The sequence below is a fragment of the Microbacterium sp. B35-30 genome (assembly GCF_010634855.1).
In the GTDB taxonomy this organism is placed as follows: Bacteria; Actinomycetota; Actinomycetes; order Actinomycetales; family Microbacteriaceae; genus Microbacterium.
This window is the reverse complement of the sequence record NZ_MWLQ01000026.1, coordinates 54,467-75,716: the sequence shown is the minus strand read 5'-3', so window position 1 is coordinate 75,716 and position 21,250 is coordinate 54,467. Positions and strand designations below refer to the sequence as shown.

The following is a 21,250-nucleotide window of genomic DNA, read 5'->3' as shown; positions in this document are numbered from 1 at the left end:
CGGATGGGACCTCGATCAGCGGCCGAACTCCTCGAGCCAGCGGAGCCACACTTCATTGATCGTCGGATACGACGGCACCGCGTGCCACAGGCGCTCGATCGACACCTCGCCGACGATCGCGATCGTCGCCGCGTGCAGCATCTCGCCGACGTCCTGGCCGACGAAGGTGGCACCGACGAGGACGCGCCGCTTCTCGTCGACGATCGCCCGCGCCCGCCCCTGGTAGTCGTCGGCCAGTTCGCTCGAGCCCGCGAGCCACGACAGGTCGTAGTCGATGACCCGGACGTCGAGCCCCGCCGCGCGCGCGGACTTCTCGGTGTGACCGACCGACGCCACTTCGGGATCGGTGAAGATCACCTGCGGGACCGCGGAGTGATCCGCCGTCGCGACGTGGGCGCCCCAGGGGGCGTCGTCGATCTCCGCCGCCTGCGCACGCGCGGCGATGACATCGCCTGCGGCGCGCGCCTGGTACTTGCCCTGGTGCGTGAGCAGCGCGCGGTGGTTGACGTCGCCCACCGCGTAGAGCCAGTCGACGCCGCGGACGCGCAGCGTGTCGTCGACATCGAGCCACGAACCGGGCTCGAGCCCGACGCTCTCGAGACCGATGTCGGCCGTGCGGGGCACGCGTCCCGTCGCGACCAGCACCTCGGCCGCGCGCACCTCAGAGCCGTCCGACAGCGACAGCACGACATCGCCGTCGCCGTCGCGCGCCGCGCGCTCGACCTCGACGCCGGTGCGCACGGCGGCTCCGGCATCCGTCAGCGCCCTCGCGACCGCCTCGCCCGCGAAGGGCTCGACGCCCCCCAGCAGGCCGGACCGCGCGATGACCGTGACGGTCGCGCCGAACGAGGTGAAGAGCGTCGCCATCTCGCTGCCGACGACACCGCCGCCCAGCACCACAAGGGATGCCGGCACGTCTTGCACGCCGGTGGCTTCGCGGCTCGTCCACGGCTGGACCTCGCGGAGGCCGGGGATGTCGGGGAGCAGCGCCGCCGAACCGGTGGAGACGGTGACCGCGTGGCGGGCGACCAGTACCGTCTCGACGCCGTCCGCGTCGGTGACGGTGACTTCGCGCTCACCGGTGAGCCGCCCGTGCCCGCGGACGAGATCGATGCCGGCGCCGTGCAGCCAGTCGACCTGCGAGGTGTCGTCCCAGTGATGCACGAGCTCATCGCGGCGGTGCAGGCTCGCCGCCACATCGATCTCGCCGGTCACTGCCTGTGCCGCCCCGCCGACCGCCCGCGCGGCCCGCAGCGCCGCACCCGGACGCAGCAGCGCCTTCGACGGGATGCACGCCCAGTACGAGCATTCGCCGCCGACGAGCTCGCTCTCGACGACGACGACCGACAAGCCGCCCTGCGTTGCCCGGTCTGCCACGTTCTCGCCGACGGGGCCGGCTCCGATCACGATGAGGTCGTACTCGCGAGAAGTCATGCGCCCCAACGTAGCCGCGTCCCGCGACACAGGCGAGACTGATGCCGCCGCATCGCGGGGGGCGAGGATACCGGAGATCAGGGCGTCTGTCGGCCTCCGTCATGATGTCGTCGGCCTGTGGTTATGTGGGAACCCCGGCCGAAAGGGCAGCATGGCGATCGAATTCCGCGGGGTCTCGAAGCGGTACCCGGATGGCACCGTCGCCGTCGACGACTTCAGCGTGCTCATCCCCGCGCACAAGACCACGGTGCTCGTCGGCTCGTCGGGCAGTGGCAAGACCACGCTGCTGCGTATGATCAACCGGCTCGTCGAGCCCAGTGCGGGTGTCATCGCCATCGATGACCAGCCCATCTCGGGTCGGGACCCGGTGGCCCTGCGCCGCGGCATCGGCTACGTCCTGCAGAACGCGGGCCTCCTCCCTCACTTCTCGGTCGTCGACAACATCGCGACGGTTCCCGTGCTCAGCGGCGTCCCCCGTGCGAAGGCCCGCGAGCGCGCCCTCGAGCTGATGGATGTCGTCGGCCTCGAGCGCGGACTGGCCAAGCGGTATCCGAGCCAGCTGTCGGGTGGCCAGCAGCAGCGCGTGGGTGTCGCGCGAGCCCTCGCCGTCGACCCCAACATCCTCCTGATGGACGAGCCGTTCGGCGCCGTGGACCCGATCGTCCGCAGAGAGCTGCAGACCGAGACCCTGCGCCTGCAGGGTGAGCTCGACAAGACGATCGTGTTCGTGACCCACGACATCGACGAGGCGTTCCTGCTCGGCGACCAGGTCGTGATCCTCGAGAAGGGCGCGCGCGTCGCCCAGATCGGCAGCCCGAGCGAGATCATCGAGAACCCGGCGAGCGACTTCGTCGCCGACTTCATCGGGGTCGAGCGCGGCGCGCGGGCCCTGCGGGCCAAGCAGACGCCGCGCGGCACGGTGCTCGTCGACCCGGCGGGGCGCACGCAGGGCGTGCTCGTGGAGGACGAGCCGTGAACTGGGTGCTCGACAACCTCGACCTGATCGGGGCGCTGACCCTCGACCACCTGCGTCAGAGCGCGGTCGCGATCCTTGCCGGGTTCCTGCTGTCCATTCCCCTGGGGTGGCTGGCGTTCCGGTACACGAAGCTGCGAGGCACCGTGCTGACGGTGATCGGTCTCCTCTATACGATCCCGTCGTTCGCCCTGTTCGCTCTGCTGACGCTGTTCGGCGTGCCGTACCTGTCCGAGCTGAACCTCGTCATCGCTCTCACGATCTACGCCGTCGCGATCATGACCCGCTCGGTGACCGAGGGGCTCGGCTCGGTCGACCCGGTGACGCGCTCCGCCGCGGTGGCGGTCGGCTTCGGCGCGTGGCGACGGTTCTGGACGGTGGACTTTCCGCTCTCTGGCCCGGTCGTGCTCGCCGGCCTGCGGGTGACCGCGATGTCGACGATCTCCCTCGCGACCGTCGGCGCCCTGATCGGCGTCGAGAATCTGGGCTACCTCTTCACGAACGGGTCGCAGCGTCGCATCATCGCCGAAGTCTTCGCCGGCGTCGTCGCGGTCGTGGTCATCGCCGTCGTCATCGACGGGCTGCTCCTCCTGGCCGGGCGCGCGCTCATGCCCTGGACCCGGCGCATCTCGCCGCCCAAGCAGGCCCGCCTCCGGGCGGTGACGGCATGAACCTGCTCGCCGAGGCGCTCGCCTGGATCTTCGCGCCCGCGCGGCTGACCGGCTCGCTGCCGCTGCCCACGGCCATCGCCCAGCACCTCGCGTTCACCTTCGGCTCCGTTGCGATCGCGGCGGTGATCGCCATCCCGATCGGGTGGCTCATCGGACACACCGGCCGAGGGCGCGAGCTCGCAGTCTTCCTCTCGGGTGCCGCCCGGGCTCTCCCGGCCCTCGGACTCGTCGTCCTGCTGAGCCTGCTGCTGGGTGTGGCGTTCAAGACCGAGGCTGCCGTGGCCACATTCGTGGTGCTCGCGATCCCCTCGATCCTCGCCGGCGCGTACGCAGGAATCGAGGCGATCGACAGGACCGTGATCGACGCCGGTCGCGCAATGGGAATGACCCAGTGGCAGATCCTGTTCCGGATCGAGATGCCACTCGGACTCTCGCTCCTCATCGGCGGGCTGCGCTCCGCGACGCTGCAGGTGGTCGCCACCGTCACCATCGGCGCGTACATCGGCGTGGGCGGACTCGGCTACTACATCCTGCAGGGCATCGCGCTGCGCGACTTCGCCGAGATCCTCGGCGCGTCGATCGTGGTCGTCGCGCTCGCCCTGGTCCTCGACGGGCTCTTCGCCCTGCTCGCCCGCGTCGCCGTGCCTCGCACGGACGGCGCCCGTAAACGCTCCCAGGGCGGCGTCCCCGCGCTCGCCCGCGCTCCGCAGTTCTCCCGCTGATCCCACCACACCGGAGGTAACGAAAATGTCCACAGCACGCACGCGCCTGACCGCGGCGCTCGCCGGGACCGCCATCGCCGCGCTCGCGCTCGCCGGCTGCGCCTCGAGCGACCCACTGAGCGGCGACAGCACCGACACGGGCGACACCGGCGACTCCTCGGCCATCGTCATCGGCTCGCAGGCCTACTACTCGAACGAGATCATCGCCGAGATCTACGCGCAGGCCCTCGAAGCCGGCGGCTTCACGGTCGAGCGCAACTTCAACATCGGCCAGCGGGATGCCTACATGCCGGCGCTCGAGGACGGCGAGATCGACCTGTTCCCCGAGTACACCGGCAACCTGCTGCAGTACTTCGAGCCCGACACCACGGCGACGACCTCCGAGGACGTCTACGCCGCGCTGCAGGAGGCACTGCCCGAGGGCCTGACCGTGCTCGACCAGTCGTCGGCGACCGACCAGGACTCGTACAACGTCACGGCCGCCTTCGCCGACGAGAACGGACTGGCTACGATCGCCGACCTCGCGGGGATCGACGGGTTGGTGCTCGGCGGCGCGCCCGAACTGGAGGAGCGCCCGTATGGGCCGACCGGACTCCAGGAGCTCTACGGCGTCACGGTGTCGTTCCAGGCCACCGCCGACACCACCGTCGACGAACTGGTCGCGGGCAACATCCAGATCGCCAACGTGTACAGCGCCGACCCGCGGATCGAGACGGAAGACCTCGTGACGCTGGAAGACCCGGATGGCCTCTTCCTCGCGTCGAACGTCGTCCCGGTCGTGAACGCCGAGATCGCCGATGACATCGCTGACGTCATCAACGCCGTGAGCGCAGCGCTGACCCCCGAGGGTCTCGTCGCGCTCAACGTCGAGTCCACAGAGGAGCAGCGCTCGCCCGAGGACATCGCGGCGGACTGGCTCGCCGACAACGGCCTCAGCTGAACCAACGTCTGCCGGCGCGGCGCCTCCCCCGGATCCCTGCGGATTCCACGGGAGGCGCCGTTCTGTTCGCCCGACGCGCGTCGGCGCGGCCGATCCGCGCGCCGTCGGCGGCGTAGGGCAGACTCGGAGGACCGAGAAGAGGAGCCGCATGTCCGATCCCCGCCCCCCGCAGCCATCGGGCGAGCAGCCATCGGGCCAGCAGCCGTCCAGCGCACAGCCATCGGGCCAGCAGCCGTCCAGCGCGCAGCCATCGGGCGAGCAACCATCGGCCGAGCAGCCATCCGGCGAGCAGCCGTCGAGTGACGGGGCACCCACGGGTCCCGTCGCGGACGGTGCGTCGCCGCGCCCGTACACGGCACCCTCGCCGGATGCCCCGCAGTATGCGATGCCCGCGTACGCCATTCCCTCACAGGTGACCCCGGCACCCGGCGAAGCCCCGTCCGCCCCCTCGCCTGGTACGCCGCCCCTCGCCCATGCGTACGCCACGCCGTCGTATGCCGATCCCGGCACCGCTCCTCGACCCGGTACGTACGCGTACCCCACCGCCTATGCTGCGCCTTCCGCCGCTTACGCGGCCCACGTCGCGGCACCGGCCACCGGTCTGCCCCCCTACGCACGCGCTGCCGCCGCCCCACCCCCGTCCTACCCGGGCGCGCCTGCCTTCGGCACGGGCGGGTCGTTCCCACCGGGAGGCATCGACACCCGGCCGAAGGCGCTCGCCGTCGTCGCGCTGTCCATGGCGGGTGCCGGGGTCCTCCTGCTGCTCGTCGCAGCGGTCATCGGCTCGGCGGGAGTCGGCTGGCTGTCACCGCTGCTGCTGTGCGTCTCCTTCGTGCTCTCGCTGATCGCGCTGATCAGCCGCAAACAAGGCGGCAAGGGCTTCGGAGTCGGCGCGCTGCTGCTCTCCATCGTCGGCGGCATCCTCACCGTCGTGATCGCGGTCGCCTGGGTCTTCGGTGCGTTCACCAGCTCCTCCGGCGGCGACGTCGACGAGTACGACGGGTACAACGGGGAGGACTACTCCGTCCCCGGCATCGCTGCACCGGGAACGGATGGGCAGCCCGACCCGGGGGCACAGTTCCCCCCACCGGTGCAGCCGACGGCGACCGAGACGGCGTTCGGACGCGAGTACGACGACGTCTGGTGGTACGCGGTGGTGGTCGACAACCCGAACGCGGACTACGTGTTCGACGCGTACGCCGAGGTCCACGCCTACGCGGAGGACGGGTCCATGATCGGATCGGCTCCGGCGTACACGATGCTGCTCTCCGGCAAGACGGCCTTGGTGGGCTACTTCTTCGATCTGGGCGATGCCGAGATCGCGCGCATCGACGCCGACCTGCCGGAAGCCTCGCAAGCGACACTGTCGCCCGGCACGGAGACCGGGTTCTTCACCGTGGAGGTCGACGCGACCCCGGCCGGCACGGACGGTACCGTCGCCGTGACAGGAACGACGAGCGCGCACTTCGCCGACGATCAGGAATTCGTCGCCGTCACGGTGCTCGCCCGAGCCGCCGACGGCACGATCGCCGCTGCAACCAGCACCTACCTCGATGCGGTCCCCGGCGACGGCACCCCGGTGGCCTTCGAAGCCTGGTTCGAGGACCTTCCCGCTGATGCGACCGTGGAGGCCTTCGCCCACCGATGACCGCCCGCCGGTGACGACGACGTAGCCTGTCGTCATGCACATGGGCGAGATCATGCTGTGGGGCTTCGCCACGCTGGCCGCCCTGCTGCCCGTGTACTTCCTCTGGTTCGCGTTCGACACACATCGGCGGCGGAAGCAGGGCGAGGCGCCCGCGCATTCGTCCGGCGGACTGCTCGGCATCGACGAGTTCTTCCATCCGAGCGCCGAGAACGCCCGGGCCGTGTGGGAGGCCGAGCAGATCACCCCGGCCCCCGCTCCGACCCCCGGGGACGGCCCGGGCGTGATCGACGGCAACCGGATCGTGATCGAGACCGGGCTGCGCAAGACCGGGTGAGAGCCGGTGCCGGGCACCTGCGACGGAGCAGGGGCGCCGGCATCCGGCATCCGTCGTCAGCCGGTCTCGGCGACCATGCCGCGCCAGGCGATGTCGAACGCGTCCTGACAGCGCTTCCAGACCACGGGATCGCTCAGCGTGTCGCCGCGCACCACCAGCTGGTAGTAGACGACCCCCGCAAGGAGGTCGAAACACGTCGCGGGATCGAGTCCCTTCCGCAGGATGCCGCGCTCGACGCCCGCCTGCAGCGCTCGCTCCAAGGACGCCCGGCGCCGCGACACGTGCGAGTCCCAGTACGCCTGCTGCAGGTCGCGGTCGGCCATCGCCAGCCGGATGCGCTGCCGGAACCGCTCCTCGGAGTAGCCGACGACGCTGACGCGCTGTCCGCCGAACAGCGAACCGCTCACCGCATCGCGCAGGTCGCCGGTGAGGGGGATGTCGGGCGGCACAGTGCGCCCGACATCCAGCGCCGCCGCCACCAGCGCCGTCAGCGACGGCCATCGCCGGTAGATCGCGGCCCGGCTCACCCCGCTCTGCGCCACCAGGAGGCTGACCGTGACGGTCGCGCCCTCGTCGATCAGGGCGAGTGCGCCCGCCAGGATCTGCGCGTCCAGGTCGGCGTCCCGGGGACGGCCGGGACCGCGGCGAACCGCGGTCCCGGACGATGCCTCGACGACCGTCATGCCGCGACAGCCCGCTCCCGCAGGCGCGCGACCGTGGCCTCACTGAGGCCGGCGGCGCGCAGCGGAGCGAGGGCGTCGCCGTGGCGCTCCCGCAGCGTGGCGAGCAGGAGGCTCATCGACACGGCCATCGACCCCTCCAACAGCGACGACGTCGCGTCGTCCGCCTCCGGGTCGAAGCCGAACGCCTTCCACATCGCCGCCATCACCGGGCGGGTGCGCCGCATGATCGCCGCCATGTTGTCGCCGGTGAGGGCGTAGTCGGCGACGATATCGTCGTCGGCGGCGCCGAGCACCAGCAGGAGCATCGCGGCGAGGACCCCGGTGCGGTCGCGCCCGGCGGCACAGTGGAAAGCGGTCGTTCCCGGGGTGTACGCGATGATGTTCAACGCCGTGACCAGCTGCGGTGCCGCGCTTTCGACCATGTTCACGTACATCTGGCCCATCGCCTCATGACTGAAGCTCGGACGCTCCGCCGCCATCGACTCGCCCACGTTGGCGATGAGCGGCAGGTGGTGGTAGGACACGGCGTGCGCGGCGAACGGGCCGCGACCGGTGACGCCGACCTCGAGGGGCGAGCGCAGGTCGATGATCGCGGTGAGGCCGTCGCCGACCAGCTGCTCGGCGACCTCGTCGGTCACGTAGGCGAGATCGTCGGTGCGGATCGCGAAGCCTTCACGCAGCGCACCACCTGCGACCGGGATGCCGCCCAGGTCGCGCAGGTTCACGGGGGCGCTCAGCTCGATGTCGATGGCTGCGATGGTCATGTGATTCTCCTTCTGATGAATGCGCTGCCCTGGTCGATCGCTGTGACCAGGACGATGATGCAGATGACGATCGCGCAGAGGTGTCCGTAGTCGTACATGCGCATCGCGGTGGTGAGCTCGAGGCCGATGCCGCCGGCGCCGACGAGCCCGAGGATGGTCGCGCCGCGCACGTTGCCCTCGAACAGCAACAGCGTGTACGACACCAGCAGCGGCGCGGACTGCGGCAGGATGCCGTACTGGATGATCTGCCGTTTCGAGGCGCCGACGGCCTCCATCGCCACCATCGGCCCGCGATCGACCGATTCCATCGCCTCGGCGAAGATCTTGCCGATGGAGCCGAGCGATCCGAGGGTCATCGCGAGGATGCCCGCGAACGGACCGAGGCCCACCGCCGACACGAACATGAGCGCGAAGACGAGGTCGGGTACCGACCGGATGATGTTCATCAGCCACCGCGCCGGGTAGTACACCCATTTCGGCGCGATGTTCGAAGCGGCCGCGAAAGCGACGAAGAGCGACAGCACCGCGCCCAGCACCGTTCCGACGATCGCCATCTGCAGCGTCTCGATCAGGAGCGCCACGATCGTGCCGAAGTCCGAGAAGTCGGGGGGAAACAGGCGTCCCAGGAACTCGGTCATGTTGACCGCGCCTTCGGCGAGCTTGGCGAAGTTGAACTCCGCTCCCTGGAACGACCAGATGAGCACCGCGACGGCGACGACGACACCCAGCAGGAAGCGGGCTCGCGGCACGCGGAACGCGTGCTCGAGGCGTTCGCGCTCGTGGGGATCCAACTGAGGCGCCTGCGTGTCGCGCACGGGCCGCTGCCGGCTCGCGGTCCTCTCATCCGGGCCGGGCGTACCCGCGGCCGGGCGGTCAGTGGTCGTCGTCATCGTTCGCCTCCTCGTCGTCGTAGACCACCGACAGTGCGGCGGCGTCGAGCCGCGACGTCGGCGCCGAGACGACGACTTCGCCGTGCTTCAGGCCGATCACCCGGTCGCTGTGCGCGAGCGCCAGCGGTAGCACGTGCAGACTCACGAGCACCGGGATGCCGTCCTCCCGCGCGATGCCGCGGAGCAGGGTGAGCACCGAGTCGGCGAGCTTCGGGTCGAGCGAGGCGACCGGCTCGTCGGCGAGGATCACCCGAGGCCGCTGCATGAGCGCCCGCGCGATCGCGACGCGCTGCTGCTGCCCGCCGCTGAGAGAACGCGCAGGCTCGGTCGCCTTGTGGGCGATGCCGACCCGGTCGAGCAGTTCGAGGGCGCGGGTGCGCTGCTCACGCGTGAACCCGCCGACGAGGTTGAGCGGCCCCGCGTGGTGGAGTCCCCCGGTCAGCACGTTCGTGAGCACGCTGAGACGCGGGATCAGGTTGAACTGCTGGAAGACCTGGCCCATCTGCGCACGCAGGGCGCGCAGATCGCCGGCGCGCATCGACGCGACCTCGTGCCCCGCGACGTGGACGCTGCCGGCGGTGATCGGCGCGAACCCGGTGAGGCTGCGCATCAGCGTGGACTTGCCTGATCCCGAAGCGCCGAGCAGTGCCACGGTCTCGCCCGGGTGCAGGTCGAGATCGACGTCGCTGAGCACAGGGGTGCGGTCGTACGTGACCGCGAGGCCGCGGACGGCGACCACCGGGGCGGTGGTCGGCGCGTCCTGCGGAGCCTCAGGCCGCACCGGCGCAGTGGCGGGCTCCCCGTTCGACCTGCCGGGCGCGGCGGGCGCGGCATCCGTCTTCGCGGTCGGCACCGTCCTCGCCGTCAGCACCGTCACCGCAGGTCCTCGAGCTTGACGCCCGCGACGGCGGCGATGTCGACGAAGCCCTCGAAGAGCCCGGGCTCCGGCGCGATGATCGTCTCGCGGCCGATGAAGCCCTCTCCGAGCGCGCCGAGCGCCTCGGCGTTCGGTTCCGAGAAGACCTTCGGCAGCGCCTCCTCCAGGAGGGTCCGGGTGTCGTCGTCGATCGACTGCCGCACGAGCACCGTGCCGGCGACCGGCATCGACGGGCTCTCACCCACGCCCCGCCACTCGCCGTCGGCGAACGGGAAGTACGGAGCACCCATCTGCGTCAGCATGATCGCGGTGCAGGCGGCATCCACCTGGCCCTGCTCGAGTGCGGCGAAGCTGCCCTCGTGCCCGCCGGCGAAGATCGCCTCGTAGTCCTCGCCCTGCTCGAGTCCGGCCTCGTGGAGCATGTAGACCGGCATGAAGTAGCCGGAGCTCGACGCCTGGTCGGCGAACGCGATGGTCTTGCCCGCGAGGTCGTCGACCTCCTGGATCGGCGAGCCGTCGAGAACGACGCACGTCGACACCGGGGTGTCGTCGCCCTTCCACGCCAGCAGCGCGTCGACCTCGCCGGTGTTGACGGCGAGGGCCGAGGGGAAGCCGCTCATGATGCCGATGTCGACGTGGTCGGCGCGGATCGCCTCGACGACGCTCAGGTAGTCCGGGACGTCGGTGACCTCGACCGTGCGGCCGGTCTCCTCCTCGATCAGGGCGGCGAACGCCTCGATCGGGTTCTCAGCGGTGGGGTCGTCGCCGAGCGGGAGCGTGGCGATGGTGATGGGGGCGTCCGCGGTGGCGTCGGAGCCCGAGGCCGAGGCCGTGGCCGAGCAGCCGGTGAGGGCGAGGGCGGCGATGCTGAGGAGTCCGAGTGCGGGGGTTGCGACGCGGCGCATGAGGGGTTCCTTCCGGAGTTCTGGGGATTTTCGAGAACACCGGTATGCAAACCCGTCGAGGTGACGGCGAATTACGAGACCGCCGGACCGCGAATGGAACGGAAGGTGAACAGCTGCCACGCGCGTCGGCAGACGCCCGGCTTCACACGGACAGCAGACAGCGGATGCCGCCCCTCGGTCGCCCGGCTGCGCGAAGGGCTCTGCGCCTCAGCGCCGGCGCGCGCGGCGCACGACGGGGGCGATGACGCGCCAGCCGACGAGGGCGACGAGCAGCGTCACGGCGGCGACGACGATGAACGCGATCGCGGTTCCCTGACCGGATGCCGCGCGCAGCAGCATCCCTCCGGCCACGGTGACCGCCCACACGCCGAGACCGGTCCGCACGGGCGCTGCGGGTGCGCGCCACGCCCGTGTGACGAGCCAGCCCGCCGCAAGGCCGGCGAGGAACGGCCACGCCGTCTGTCCGAGGCCCGTCCACACGTCCGAGTCGTGGCTCGCGCGGCCGACCGCGGCGAAGGCGATCACGAGCACGATGTCGAGCCCGAGCGCGAGCGCCACCGCACGCCGGGCGGGGCGCTCGGTCGCACGCGCCGTCGGGGCGGCGCCCGTCATGCGCGCACCTCCGGCCGGGGAGCGAGGCCGGGGGTGAGCGCTTCGCGCTCGTCGAACACGAAGCAGTCCCCGCTCCAGTGGTTGCCGCCGACCTGCTCGAAGTAGCCGAGGATCCCGCCGTCCAGCTGGTACGCGTCCACGCCGGACTCGCGAAGGTAGATCGCCGCCTTCTCGCAGCGGATGCCGCCGGTGCAGTAGCTCACCACGGTCTTGCCGTCGAGGTCCGCCGCGGCGGCGGCTGCGGCATCCGGGAACTGGGTGAACCGCTCGAGGCGCCAGTCCAGTGCGCCGACGAATGAGCCGTAGTCCACCTCGAAGGCGTTCCGCGTGTCGAGCAGCACGACTTCGCGCCCCTCGTCGTCTCGGCCCTGGTCGAGCCAGCGGCGCAGCGTCGCGGGCGCGACCGACGGCGCGCGGCCAGATTCGGGGCGGATGGCGGGGTGGTCCATGCGGATGATCTCGCGCTTCACCTTGACGAGCATCCTGCCGAAGGGCTGCGTCTCGGACCAGCTCTCCTTCGTCCTCAGCTCCGCGAATCGCGGGTCCGCACGCAACGCGTCGACGAAGTCGCGCACCGCATCGGCATCGCCCGCGAGGAAGAGGTTGATGCCCTCCTCGGCGAGCAGGATCGTGCCTTTGAGCCCGGCGGCCACCGCGCGGTCACGCAGCACCGGCTTCAGCTCGGCGGCGTCGGCGATGCGCGTGAACAGATACGCCGAGATGTTGAGAACGGATGCCACCCCTCCAGCCTACGGACGCCACGGCGTGCGAACGGCCGGAGCCGGGCACCGTCGTCCTGACGCTGCACCGCCTGGCGCACGCCAGATTCGAACGGTCAGCCGGGCTGATGCCGCGCTGCACGCGCTCGGCGCGGGAGTGCTTCGGATGAGTGAGGTGGATGTCGCTGGCCCAGCCGGCTGGCGGGCTGGGATGGCTCCGCCGCGGGGCCGCGGCGGCGCTGGGCCTCGGCACGCACGCGGAAACGGCCATGTCGGAGGCCCCCGGCATGATGGAACTATTCGAAGCGACGGGTGATCCGGTGGCTTCGAACGACGCGATACACGTTGTGCCCCGTGTGTCGCATGGTGGGATCCCCATCAGGATCGCGGTCGCGCGCTGCGCGGCGAAAGGGCACAACGTGGACGACGCACAACGCGACGAGGTCGAGGCGCAACGCGCCGGCGCCCTGGCCGATGAGCTGCGCCGCCTCCACGACGAGGAGGCCGCCCTCCACGCCCGCAGGCTTCGTCTGCTGGCCGAGGCGTTCGCGCTCGCTGAGACGCAGAAGGCTCGCATCCCATCGACGCGGTCCAAGGAGCGCGACATGCCGCTGCGGGCGCTGGCGGCCGAGCTCGGGCTCGCCGTCCGGGCCGGCGACCGCATGATGCAGTCGCACATGTGGGATGCGCACCGCCTGACCACGTCGTTCCCGTCCACGGTCACCGCCCTCGAACAGGGCCGCATTTCGCGCGGACATGTCAGCGCGATCCTCGACACCGGCGCCGCACTCGACGACCCCGCCGCGCGCGCCGCGTTCGAACGAGCCGTCCTCGACTACGCCGAGACCACCACGCCCACCCGCACGCGCGCGTACGCGAAGCAACAGGCCGACATCCACAACCCACTTACCATGCAGGAACGCCACGACCTCGCCGCGCGGGGGCGCCGCATCTGGGTCACCGACGTCGACGACGGCATGTCAGTGCTGTGCCAGCTTCTGCCGACCGTCATCGCCCACGGCATCATCGAGCGCACCACGCGCCAGGCGCAACTCATCAAGCGCACCGACGCCGCACGGCGTCGTGCCGTGCTGGCGACGAACGGCGGGACGGATGCCGCGGCCCCAGCCACGTCCACCTCCGGCCACACCGAACCTGGCGGCGCTGGGATCGGCGGCGCTGGAATCGGCGGCGCTGGGATCGGCGGCGCTGGGATCGGCGGCGCTGAGGTCGGCGGCGCTGAGGTCGGCGGCGCTGAGGCCGGCGGTGAGGCCCTGGGCTCCGGCCCTGGCGTCGGCGACTCGGCCGGGGAAGACGACGTGTGGTTCGACGAACGGACCATCGATCAGATCCGGGCTGACCTCGTCGCCGACATGCTGTTGACCGGCACACCGGGGATCGACCCGACCGTCAACGCCACCCCCGGCGGGCTCGGGGCGATCCGCGCGATCGTGCAGATCACCGTTCCGGTGATGACGCTCACCGGAATCACGAGCAGCGGCGCAGAACTCGACGGCGTGGCGCCGGTCGATCCCGAGACGGCTCGCCGCCTCGCCGGCACCGCACCGGGGTGGGACCGCGTCATGACCAATCCGGTCACCGGGATGGTGCTCGCCGTCGACCGATATCAACCCACCGCGGCGCAGCAGCGATTCTTGAACGCCCGCGATCAGCATTGCCGATTCCCAGGGTGTCGAAGACCAGCCCGGCGGTGCGACCACGATCACACCCTCGACCACGCGCACGGCGGACCCACCGACATCCGCAACCTCGCCTGCCTGTGCGCTCGGCACCACACGTTGAAACACGCCACCGAATGGAAGGTCCGCCAACTCCCCGGCGGCACCCTCGAGTGGACCAGCCCCGCCGGCCGCGCCCACTTCGACGATCCCCCACGCCGCGTGGTCTTCGTCCCCGGCGACGACTCCGCTGCACCCTTCTGACGAACGTCGAGGGCAGACTCGGGGTGCGCTCGACGGGGACTCGGCCGCCCACGGCGCGCTCCGAGACGATGGCACGCGCGACGCGTAGTAGTCCCTCTGCCGCACGCGGTCAAGGCCCTCACAGCGCACCCTCGGAAGCGGGATGCTGGCACCGACCCTGAGGCGACACGCGCCCGAACAATTGGAGGACTCGCCATGACCGATCCCACCGTCCCCGAACCGTTCCCGGGCCAGCCCCCTCCGGGCGAGATGCCGCCGGGCACCACGCCTCCGGACCAACCGGCGCCCGACCAGCCGGCGCCCGGTCAGCCCATGCCGGACCAGCCGGCCGAACCACCGGCGCCCTGGCCGGAAGAGCCGCTCGCGCCGCATCCGACGGAGCCGTCGTTCCCGCAGACGCCGGAGACGCCGTTCCCGTAGCGCGGAGATCGCGAACCTCCGCCTGCCCGTGCCCGACTGAGTCGATCCACTTGCGCTGAACGTACGGATTCAGACGGGCGGGGCGTGCAAGCAGCGCAAGCGAAACGATGCTGTCGTCGGTCAGGGGGCGGTCGTGCCGATGCGCTCGCCCAGAAGGCGTTCGGCGAGCCCCCAGAGGCGGGCGCAGTCCGCCGGATCGGCGAGCCGGCGATACGGCCGCTGCGGCGCGGCGGGACCGCCGAAGTGGAACACGCCCGAAGGGCCGAAGAAGCTCGGGGCCTCCTCGGCGGGGGCGGTCGCCGCGAGCAGCGCGCACTGCGCAGCCTGAGCCGGAGTTCCCCCGAGTCGCTCGCTGAGTGCGCGGCCGGCGCTGTTGCCCCCGCGCGCCCGCATCGCCGGCGCGATCGCGGTGCCGGGAACGACGCCGGGATGGCTGAAACCGACCGTGACGTCCGACCCCCGAGCGCGGGAGCGACGTGCCAGTTCGTACCCGAACAGACCGAGTGCCACCTTCGAGGCGCCGTACGCCCGAAGTGGGCGGTAGTGGCGCTCGCTCTGCAGGTCGTCCCAAAGCACCCTCGAGACGCCCGCGGCGAGACTCAGCTGCACGGCGACGCGCGCGCGCCGCTCCTCCAGCAGGGGCAGCAGTGCCGTCGTGAGCGCGAAGTGTCCGAGGAAGTTCGTCTGGAAATGCAGTTCGAACCCGTCGACGCTGACGTGGCGCTCGGGATCGCCGAGCAGCACGATGCCCGCGTTGAGCACGAGGATGTCGAGCGGGCCGCGCTCGGCGCGCAGCTCGTCGGCGAGCGCGCGCACCGTCTCCAGCCGGGCGAGGTCGAGGTCGCGCAGGCTCACGCGCGCGCCCGGCACGGTCGCGCGGATGCTTTCGATCGCCCGTTCACCCTTCGCCCGGTTGCGCACCGGCAGCACCAGGTCCGCCCCCGCCGCAGCGAGGCCCCGGGCGATCTCGACGCCGACGCCGTCGCTCGCGCCGGTGACGAGCGCGGTGCGCCCGCGCAGGTCGGACCTCGCCACCGGCGATGCGGGCGTGCGAGACATGGGCTCTCCGTTCGGCTGTCCGTCTCGGAAGAGGACCGGCGGGTGCCTGTGATACCCGACGACGCCGCGCTCCCTCCCCCATCGTGGCGCCGTCGACGCGCCGATGCCACCGTGCCGAGAGCCCGGCGCGCTCCGCCGTCAGCGGCGCCTGGCCGGCGAGTAGTCAGCCGCGTGTGCCGCTGTCAGGCCCGGCTCAGCCCCGGCAGTGCGGCCAGCGGCGGCACCCCTGCCTCTACCGCACGTCCGGCCTCGACGAGGAGGTCCTCTCCGAACGACGGGCCGATGAGTTGCACGCCGGTGGGCATCCCATCCGTCCCGGGTCCCGTCGGAAGCGCCAGGGCGGGTAGTCCGAGGAAGTTCGCGGCGACCGTGAGCCACAGGTCACGCCACGCACGGTCAGCCGGCTCCTGCCCGCCGAGGTCGTGGTCGGGCTCCCGCATGCGCGACGTCGACACCGGGCCGAGAAGGAGCGGAACATCGACCTGCAGACGGCGCCAGTCCGCGGCGATCGCGGCCCGCCGCGCCCACGCCTCGGCGTACTCGCGCGCCGTCTCGTAGGGGCCGGCTGCCGCCGTGCTGTCGCGCAGGAACCACGTCGCTGAGCGTCCGAGAGGCTGCCCCAGCACAGCGGGATCGAGCGACATCAGCATGTCGGTGCACGACAGCCGCCGCCAGAGCACAGCTGCCTCCTCGAGGTGCGGAGCCTCGACGTCGACGACATCCCAGCCGTCGCGGGCGAGGGATGCCGCAGCCCGTTCGATCCCGGCAGCCACCTCGGGATGCACGCCGCCCCCGCCGGGTTCGCGCACCACGCCGACGCGGCGGGGCACGTGGATCGAGGGCGGCGGGGCGACGACGGACATCGGGTCGTCGGCATCCCACCCCTGCAGCACGCCGAGCGCGAGAGCGGCGTCGCCGACGGTGCGCGCCAGGGGCCCGTTGACTGAGAACTGCTGGAGCGTGAGTGCGACCGACTGCCCGCGGACGGCCGCGCGCGGCACCCGGCCCTGCGAAGGACGCAGGCCGACGACACCGGCGGCGTAGGCGGGAAGACGCAGCGAGCCGCCGAAGTCGTTGCCGAGCCCGAGCGCGCTCATGCCCGTCGCGACCGCGACGGCGTCGCCGCCGCTGGATCCGCCGGCGCTGCGGTCGCGGTTCCACGGGTTGAGGGTGCGCCCGAAGAGATCGTTGTCGGTGTCCCACCGCATGCCGAAGTCGGGCATGTTGCCGCGGCCGACGGGCACGGCGCCGGCCCGCCGCAGCCGGCGCACGATCGTGGCGTCGCGCTCCGGCACCGCGTCGGCGAGCCCGCGCCAGCCATTCGTCGTCGCCGACCACGTCAGGTCGATGTTCTCCTTCACCGAGAACGGCACGCCCGCCAGCGGACCCGGGTCGTCGCCCGCGGAGAGGGCCGCGTCGACCTCCACGGCGGCCGCACGCGCCCGATCGCCGAAGAGGACGCTCAGCGCGTTCACCTCGGGATTGAAACGGGCGATGCGCCGGAGGTGACTCTCGACGATCTCGAGGGCGGACGCTTCGCCGGCGCGGACGGCGGCGGCGATCGCTCCGGCAGAGTCAGGCACGGGGTTCGGCGGTGTCATGGCGATCCCATCCCACCATGCACCGCGGGTCGGCGGCGACGGCTAGCACGCGTCTGCCAGGAGGGCAACCCCCGCGCGCACAGGACGCCACCCGGTTACCGTCGAGGCATCCGCTAGCCCCAGCGGATCCTTGGACGAGGGCGCCCGACGGCGGGCCCGGACGGCCCCCCACCGGTGCGCCTCAGGAACGGAGCGACAGTGGCGACGACCACCGCGAAGAAGAGCACCTCGCAGAGTGCGGCCGGCAAGAGCAGCGCGAGCGGCACGGCCAAGAGCAGGCGCCGTACGGCGCGCGGCGGAGTGGGCGCGGAGCTCACCCCCGAGCAGAACGCCGAGCGCGGATTCACGGCGTCCGAGACGCTCAGCGAGAACCTGCAGAAGGTGCTCGTCGACCTCATCGAGCTCTCACTGCAGGGCAAGCAGGCGCATTGGAACGTCGTGGGCCGCAATTTCCGCGACACCCACCAGCAGCTCGACGAGATCATCGAAGCGGCCCGGGACTTCGCCGACACCGTCGCCGAGCGGATGCGCTCGCTGCACGCCCTCCCCGACGGCCGCAGCGATGTCGTCGCACAGACCACGACCCTGCCGGAGTTCCCGCAGGGCGAGATCGCGACCAAGGAAGTCATCGATCTCATGACGGAACGACTGGACGACGTGGCCGCAACGTGCCGCGACGTGCACGACGCCGTCGACGAAGAAGACCCCACGAGTGCAGACATCCTCCACGCCGTCCTCGAGCGTGTTGAGCAGCTCTCGTGGATGGTGAGCGCGGAGAATCGCACCCCCAGGCGATGATCCCAGGCGCCCCGACGCTGCCCGCCTCCTCCCCCATGAGCGGCGGGCAGCGCCACGTCCGGGCGCAACTCGCGACTGACGCGGCCGCGCGCCGCTAGAGTCATGCCCATGGCATCAGGCAAGCAGCAGCACCAGCCCGAACCCGAACTTCACGGCGGGGTCCTCGCGGGCAACGGCAGCCCCGTCCTCTGGGGCTGGCTCATCGGGCTCGTCGTGTTCGTGTTCGTGGCGGTCCCCATCTCGATCGCGGTGCGCTTCGCCACCCACCCTGCGACGCAGGAGCTCTTCGGCGGCCGCCTCGAAGAGGCCAGCAACGCCGGATACTCGACGTTCTGGTGGATCGTCGCGATCTTCCTGTTCGCGGTGCCCGTGCTCATCGGGTGGGGCGTCGCGAAGCTCTCCGGCCGGACGCTGGGGATCATCGTCGCCATCCTGGCCGTGTTCTTCATCGCGATCCTGATCTTCGGCCAGCTCTTCTGATCCGCTCCGCGCCCGCGCGACCCGATCGGCGGCAGGCTCCCGCGATAATGGGTGCATGACGGCCGGGTACAGCGCGATCTCGAGCTACTCGCGCGTCGAGATCATGCACCTGCTCCAGGAGCGCCCGCACCGGCCGATCTCGGAGCTGGTCGAGGCCACCGGTCTCCACGCCAACACGGTGCGCGAGCACGTGCAGCGCCTGATCGATGCCGGCTACGTGATCGCCGAGACCGAGCGGCGCACCACGCGGGGGCGCCCACGCGTGCTCTACTCGGCGGCGACCGGCGCGGGCGAGGCTTCCAGCCCGGTGGCGATCCGCCGGGCCGAGGCCGCGGCGCGGCGCGGAGACCTGCTGCGTCGCGTGTACGGATCGGACACGGATGCCGAGCTCGGCGCCGACGCCCTCCACCAGCTCGACGCTCTCGTGGAAGACCTGAACGACGCCGGTTTCGACCCCGCTGTCGACGAGCGCGGGCTCACGGTGGATCTGACGCCGTGCCCGCATGCGCCGGCGGCCGATCATCGCGGCGTCCTGTGCGATGTGCACGTGGGCCTCATGGACAGCGTGCTGGCGCAGGCCGGCGGCCCGCTGCGGGTCGAGGGCATCGCCGCCTCGTGCGACCCGACGCAGTGCGTCGTGCACCTCACCGCCGCGCGACACTGAGTCGGGCCGGAGGGATCAGAGCTCGGCGGCCGCCGGCACGCGCACCCGCTCGGGGTGCGAGTAGACGTTCATCGAGGATCCGCGCACGAACCCCACGAGCGTGAGTCCCGAGGCGGCGGCGAGTTCCACCGCGAGGGACGAGGGCGCCGACACGGCGGACAAGATCGGGATGCCGGCCATCACGGCCTTCTGCACGAGCTCGAAGCTCGCCCGGCCCGACACCTGCAGCACCGTTCCGGTCAGCGGCAGCCGGTCTTCGAGCACCGCCCAGCCGATGACCTTGTCGACGGCATTGTGGCGGCCGACGTCCTCGCGGAGCACGAGGAGCTCCCCCGACCCGGCGTCGAACAGCGCCGCGGCGTGCAGGCCGCCGGTCTTCTCGAACACCGCCTGCCCGGCCCTCAGCGCGTCGGGAAGGGTCGTGATCACGGCGGCGTCGACGGCTGCGGCATCCGTCGCCACGTCGTAGCGCGACTGCTTCTCGATCGCCTCGATCGACGACGTGCCGCACACGCCGCACGAGCTGGTCGTGTAGAAGTTGCGGGCGATGTCGGTGACCAGCGGCTCGAGTCCCGGCGCTAGTGCGATGTCGAGGACGTTGTACGTGTTCTCGGTCGACGCCGGCGTACCGACCGCCGCGGGACCGATGGTCAGCAGCGGAGTCGCCGCGGCCGGGCCGGTGCCGGGTCCGCCGCAATGGATGGCCGAGCGGAGGTCTCCGCTCGTGGCGATGACGCCCTCCGACACCAGGAACCCCGCGGCCAGCTCCAGGTCGTGCCCGGGGGTGCGCATGGTGACCGTCAGCGCCTCGCCGAGGATGCGGATCTCGAGCGGCTCCTCGACGACGAGCGTGTCGGCGCGGCGGCGGACCGCGAAGTCGCCGTCGTTCAGCGAGATGCGGGTGACCGGCGTGCGCGTCGTGAGGCGGCCCATGTCAGCCCCCGATGGCGTTCATCCCGCGCGCCGGCTGCAGGAACGACGGGTCGTTGATCGCGTGCCCGGGCAGCTTGCCGCGGACGCAGGAGCGCAGCATCCCGTCGATGCCGGCGTCGACCGCCTCGTCCCCGCGGCCGTCGCGGAGGATTGGCAGCACGTCGTACTCGGTGGTCGAGAACAGGCAGTTGCGCAGCTGGCCGTCGGCCGTCAGCCGCAGGCGGTCGCAGTCGCCGCAGAAGGGCGCGGTGACCGACGCGATGACGCCCACCGAATGCGGACCGCCGTCGAGCGTCCACCGCGCGGCGGGGGCGCCGCCACGACCCGGCACCGGGGCGAGCGTCCACCGCTCGGCGAGCGCGGCGAGGATCTCGTCCTGCGTCACCATCCGCGAGCGATCCCAGGTGTGACCGGCGTCCAGCGGCATCTGCTCGATGAACCGCATCTGCGCGTCGTGGGCGATCGCGAACTCCACGAGGTCGACGAGCTCGTCGTCGTTGACGTCGCGCATCGCCACGGCGTTGAGCTTCAGCGGCCGGAGAGCGGATGCCGCGGCCGCCGCGATCCCCTCGAGCACATCATCGAGCCGGTCGCGCCGCGTGAGCTCGTGGAAGCGGTCGCGCCGCAGCGTGTCGATCGAGATGTTCAGGCGGTTGAGACCCGCCTCGATCAGACCGGGCAGCAGCTCGGGAAGGCGGATGCCGTTGGTCGTCATCGCGATCTCGACCGGAGCGCCGGCCGGTCCCGTGATCGCGGCAAGGCGGCGGACCACCTCGACGATGTCGGTGCGCAGCAGCGGCTCACCGCCCGTGAGCCGGAATGTCGTGATGCCGTCGGCCGCGGCCAGGCGGGCTATGCGCTCGATCTCGTCGAGCGTCAGGATGCTTGTCCGGGCGAGCCACTCGTTGCCCTGCTCGGGCATGCAGTACGTGCAGCGCAGCGAGCAGCGGTCGGTGAGCGAGATCCGCAGATCACGGTGCACGCGTCCGTGCGTGTCGATGAGCGGCGCGCCGATACCCGTGGGTGCGTCGCCGGCCGGTGCATGGCCGGAAGCGAAAGCGTCCATGCCGGCGCGTGCCGCGGGAACAGCCGCGCCCCCCGCCGCCGGAGACAGCAGGGGCCGTCGCCCGATCGTGACCGGGATCGCGGTCACGCGGGCGCTCCCATTCGCTGTTGCCGG

At 71.5% G+C, this 21,250-nt stretch carries 23 protein-coding genes; 11 read left to right on the top strand and 12 right to left on the bottom strand.

The genetic code is table 11. The annotated features are described in order from the left end of the window. Window positions 1-15: 15 nt before the first annotated feature. On the bottom strand, window positions 16-1,434 hold the full coding sequence (locus tag B2K11_RS14545; RefSeq protein ID WP_163619153.1) for an NAD(P)/FAD-dependent oxidoreductase: 1,419 nt from the start codon (window positions 1,432-1,434) through the stop codon (window positions 16-18). Between the two features lie 151 nt (window positions 1,435-1,585). On the opposite strand from B2K11_RS14545, the gene B2K11_RS14540 reads away from it, so the two are divergent. From B2K11_RS14540 to B2K11_RS14515, 6 genes are all read left to right on the top strand, one after another. Then, window positions 1,586-2,410 (top strand): ATP-binding cassette domain-containing protein, encoded by an 825-nt coding sequence (locus tag B2K11_RS14540; RefSeq protein ID WP_163619151.1) that lies wholly within the window; start codon window positions 1,586-1,588, stop codon window positions 2,408-2,410. Continuing rightward, window positions 2,407-3,078 carry an ABC transporter permease subunit gene (locus B2K11_RS14535; RefSeq protein WP_163619149.1) on the top strand — a complete coding sequence of 224 codons (672 nt, stop codon included), beginning with the start codon at window positions 2,407-2,409 and terminating at the stop codon, window positions 3,076-3,078. Before B2K11_RS14540 ends, B2K11_RS14535 begins: the two co-directional genes overlap by 4 nt. Then, a complete protein-coding gene (locus tag B2K11_RS14530) occupies window positions 3,075-3,800 on the top strand; it encodes an ABC transporter permease subunit (RefSeq protein WP_163619147.1) in 726 nt (241 codons plus the stop codon). Before B2K11_RS14535 ends, B2K11_RS14530 begins: the two co-directional genes overlap by 4 nt. Window positions 3,801-3,825: 25 nt before the next feature. Continuing rightward, window positions 3,826-4,740 carry an ABC transporter substrate-binding protein gene (locus tag B2K11_RS14525; RefSeq protein ID WP_163619145.1) on the top strand — a complete coding sequence of 305 codons (915 nt, stop codon included), beginning with the start codon at window positions 3,826-3,828 and terminating at the stop codon, window positions 4,738-4,740. Window positions 4,741-4,888: 148 nt separating this feature from the next. Continuing rightward, window positions 4,889-6,388: a YrzE family protein gene (locus B2K11_RS14520; protein WP_163619143.1), complete on the top strand. Its 1,500-nt coding sequence runs from the start codon at window positions 4,889-4,891 to the stop codon at window positions 6,386-6,388. A 34-nt stretch (window positions 6,389-6,422) separates the two neighbouring features. Continuing rightward, entirely contained in the window at window positions 6,423-6,722 is a 300-nt protein-coding gene (locus B2K11_RS14515) for a hypothetical protein (RefSeq protein WP_163619135.1), read from the top strand. Window positions 6,723-6,778: 56 nt separating this feature from the next. Here B2K11_RS14515 and B2K11_RS14510 read toward each other — a convergent pair whose 3' ends face one another. From B2K11_RS14510 to B2K11_RS14480, 7 genes are all read right to left on the bottom strand, one after another. After that, complete coding sequence (locus tag B2K11_RS14510; RefSeq protein ID WP_163619134.1) at window positions 6,779-7,405, bottom strand: TetR/AcrR family transcriptional regulator; 627 nt, start codon at window positions 7,403-7,405, stop codon at window positions 6,779-6,781. Continuing rightward, the gene (locus B2K11_RS14505) at window positions 7,402-8,169 is read right to left on the bottom strand and encodes a tyrosine-protein phosphatase (protein WP_163619132.1); all 768 of its coding nucleotides are present in this window, start codon (window positions 8,167-8,169) and stop codon (window positions 7,402-7,404) included. The genes B2K11_RS14510 and B2K11_RS14505 overlap by 4 nt, the downstream gene beginning before the upstream one ends. Further along, window positions 8,166-9,059 carry a phosphonate ABC transporter, permease protein PhnE gene (gene phnE, locus B2K11_RS14500; RefSeq protein ID WP_163619131.1) on the bottom strand — a complete coding sequence of 298 codons (894 nt, stop codon included), beginning with the start codon at window positions 9,057-9,059 and terminating at the stop codon, window positions 8,166-8,168. The genes B2K11_RS14505 and phnE overlap by 4 nt, the downstream gene beginning before the upstream one ends. Then, window positions 9,043-9,936 carry a phosphonate ABC transporter ATP-binding protein gene (gene phnC, locus B2K11_RS14495; RefSeq protein WP_239526075.1) on the bottom strand — a complete coding sequence of 298 codons (894 nt, stop codon included), beginning with the start codon at window positions 9,934-9,936 and terminating at the stop codon, window positions 9,043-9,045. Before phnC ends, phnE begins: the two co-directional genes overlap by 17 nt. Further along, window positions 9,933-10,841 (bottom strand): phosphate/phosphite/phosphonate ABC transporter substrate-binding protein, encoded by a 909-nt coding sequence (gene phnD, locus B2K11_RS14490; protein WP_163619129.1) that lies wholly within the window; start codon window positions 10,839-10,841, stop codon window positions 9,933-9,935. The genes phnC and phnD overlap by 4 nt, the downstream gene beginning before the upstream one ends. A 207-nt stretch (window positions 10,842-11,048) precedes the next feature. Next, window positions 11,049-11,453: a DUF3054 domain-containing protein gene (locus B2K11_RS14485; protein ID WP_163619127.1), complete on the bottom strand. Its 405-nt coding sequence runs from the start codon at window positions 11,451-11,453 to the stop codon at window positions 11,049-11,051. Next, window positions 11,450-12,193, bottom strand: a complete 744-nt coding sequence (locus B2K11_RS14480; RefSeq protein ID WP_163619125.1) for a sulfurtransferase — start codon at window positions 12,191-12,193, stop codon at window positions 11,450-11,452. Before B2K11_RS14480 ends, B2K11_RS14485 begins: the two co-directional genes overlap by 4 nt. A 398-nt stretch (window positions 12,194-12,591) precedes the next feature. On the opposite strand from B2K11_RS14480, the gene B2K11_RS14475 reads away from it, so the two are divergent. Both B2K11_RS14475 and B2K11_RS14470 read left to right on the top strand, forming a co-directional pair. Beyond that, window positions 12,592-14,115 carry an HNH endonuclease signature motif containing protein gene (locus tag B2K11_RS14475; RefSeq protein WP_163619123.1) on the top strand — a complete coding sequence of 508 codons (1,524 nt, stop codon included), beginning with the start codon at window positions 12,592-12,594 and terminating at the stop codon, window positions 14,113-14,115. Between the two features lie 195 nt (window positions 14,116-14,310). Further along, window positions 14,311-14,535 (top strand): hypothetical protein, encoded by a 225-nt coding sequence (locus tag B2K11_RS14470; RefSeq protein ID WP_163619121.1) that lies wholly within the window; start codon window positions 14,311-14,313, stop codon window positions 14,533-14,535. A 120-nt stretch (window positions 14,536-14,655) separates the two neighbouring features. Here B2K11_RS14470 and B2K11_RS14465 read toward each other — a convergent pair whose 3' ends face one another. Together B2K11_RS14465 and B2K11_RS14460 are read right to left on the bottom strand one after the other, a co-directional pair. Continuing rightward, the gene (locus B2K11_RS14465; RefSeq protein ID WP_163619119.1) at window positions 14,656-15,594 is read right to left on the bottom strand and encodes an SDR family oxidoreductase; all 939 of its coding nucleotides are present in this window, start codon (window positions 15,592-15,594) and stop codon (window positions 14,656-14,658) included. Between the two features lie 182 nt (window positions 15,595-15,776). After that, the gene (locus B2K11_RS14460; protein ID WP_163619117.1) at window positions 15,777-17,195 is read right to left on the bottom strand and encodes an amidase; all 1,419 of its coding nucleotides are present in this window, start codon (window positions 17,193-17,195) and stop codon (window positions 15,777-15,779) included. A gap of 198 nt (window positions 17,196-17,393) precedes the next feature. Here B2K11_RS14460 and B2K11_RS14455 point away from each other — a divergent pair, with 198 nt between their 5' ends. The 3 genes from B2K11_RS14455 to B2K11_RS14445 all read left to right on the top strand — a co-directional run bounded on the left by B2K11_RS14455 (window position 17,394) and on the right by B2K11_RS14445 (window position 19,137). Further along, window positions 17,394-17,993 carry a DNA starvation/stationary phase protection protein gene (locus B2K11_RS14455; protein ID WP_163619115.1) on the top strand — a complete coding sequence of 200 codons (600 nt, stop codon included), beginning with the start codon at window positions 17,394-17,396 and terminating at the stop codon, window positions 17,991-17,993. A gap of 108 nt (window positions 17,994-18,101) precedes the next feature. After that, window positions 18,102-18,473 (top strand): hypothetical protein, encoded by a 372-nt coding sequence (locus B2K11_RS14450; protein ID WP_239526073.1) that lies wholly within the window; start codon window positions 18,102-18,104, stop codon window positions 18,471-18,473. A 55-nt stretch (window positions 18,474-18,528) separates the two neighbouring features. Continuing rightward, window positions 18,529-19,137: an ArsR family transcriptional regulator gene (locus B2K11_RS14445; RefSeq protein ID WP_163619111.1), complete on the top strand. Its 609-nt coding sequence runs from the start codon at window positions 18,529-18,531 to the stop codon at window positions 19,135-19,137. A gap of 15 nt (window positions 19,138-19,152) precedes the next feature. On the opposite strand, the gene fdhD is transcribed toward B2K11_RS14445, so the two are convergent. Next, a complete protein-coding gene (gene fdhD / locus B2K11_RS14440; RefSeq protein ID WP_163619109.1) occupies window positions 19,153-20,070 on the bottom strand; it encodes a formate dehydrogenase accessory sulfurtransferase FdhD in 918 nt (305 codons plus the stop codon). 1 nt (window position 20,071) lies between these two features. Beyond that, complete coding sequence (gene moaA / locus B2K11_RS14435; protein ID WP_239526102.1) at window positions 20,072-21,136, bottom strand: GTP 3',8-cyclase MoaA; 1,065 nt, start codon at window positions 21,134-21,136, stop codon at window positions 20,072-20,074. Between the last annotated feature and the right edge of the window lie 114 nt (window positions 21,137-21,250).

Excerpts from the sequence above, each read along its gene's own strand:
- B2K11_RS14545 (WP_163619153.1), bottom strand. The coding sequence starts at position 1,434 with ATGACTTCTCGCGAGTACGACCTCATCGTGATCGGAGCCGGCCCCGTC.
- B2K11_RS14540 (WP_163619151.1), top strand. The coding sequence starts at position 1,586 with ATGGCGATCGAATTCCGCGGGGTCTCGAAGCGGTACCCGGATGGCACC.
- B2K11_RS14530 (WP_163619147.1), top strand. The coding sequence starts at position 3,075 with ATGAACCTGCTCGCCGAGGCGCTCGCCTGGATCTTCGCGCCCGCGCGG.
- B2K11_RS14525 (WP_163619145.1), top strand. The coding sequence starts at position 3,826 with ATGTCCACAGCACGCACGCGCCTGACCGCGGCGCTCGCCGGGACCGCC.
- B2K11_RS14520 (WP_163619143.1), top strand. The coding sequence starts at position 4,889 with ATGTCCGATCCCCGCCCCCCGCAGCCATCGGGCGAGCAGCCATCGGGC.
- B2K11_RS14515 (WP_163619135.1), top strand. The coding sequence starts at position 6,423 with ATGCACATGGGCGAGATCATGCTGTGGGGCTTCGCCACGCTGGCCGCC.
- B2K11_RS14510 (WP_163619134.1), bottom strand. The coding sequence starts at position 7,405 with ATGACGGTCGTCGAGGCATCGTCCGGGACCGCGGTTCGCCGCGGTCCC.
- B2K11_RS14505 (WP_163619132.1), bottom strand. The coding sequence starts at position 8,169 with ATGACCATCGCAGCCATCGACATCGAGCTGAGCGCCCCCGTGAACCTG.
- phnE (WP_163619131.1), bottom strand. The coding sequence starts at position 9,059 with ATGACGACGACCACTGACCGCCCGGCCGCGGGTACGCCCGGCCCGGAT.
- phnD (WP_163619129.1), bottom strand. The coding sequence starts at position 10,841 with ATGCGCCGCGTCGCAACCCCCGCACTCGGACTCCTCAGCATCGCCGCC.
- B2K11_RS14485 (WP_163619127.1), bottom strand. The coding sequence starts at position 11,453 with ATGACGGGCGCCGCCCCGACGGCGCGTGCGACCGAGCGCCCCGCCCGG.
- B2K11_RS14470 (WP_163619121.1), top strand. The coding sequence starts at position 14,311 with ATGACCGATCCCACCGTCCCCGAACCGTTCCCGGGCCAGCCCCCTCCG.
- B2K11_RS14465 (WP_163619119.1), bottom strand. The coding sequence starts at position 15,594 with ATGTCTCGCACGCCCGCATCGCCGGTGGCGAGGTCCGACCTGCGCGGG.
- B2K11_RS14460 (WP_163619117.1), bottom strand. The coding sequence starts at position 17,195 with ATGACACCGCCGAACCCCGTGCCTGACTCTGCCGGAGCGATCGCCGCC.
- B2K11_RS14450 (WP_239526073.1), top strand. The coding sequence starts at position 18,102 with ATGGCATCAGGCAAGCAGCAGCACCAGCCCGAACCCGAACTTCACGGC.
- B2K11_RS14445 (WP_163619111.1), top strand. The coding sequence starts at position 18,529 with ATGACGGCCGGGTACAGCGCGATCTCGAGCTACTCGCGCGTCGAGATC.
- fdhD (WP_163619109.1), bottom strand. The coding sequence starts at position 20,070 with ATGGGCCGCCTCACGACGCGCACGCCGGTCACCCGCATCTCGCTGAAC.
- moaA (WP_239526102.1), bottom strand. The coding sequence starts at position 21,136 with ATGGACGCTTTCGCTTCCGGCCATGCACCGGCCGGCGACGCACCCACG.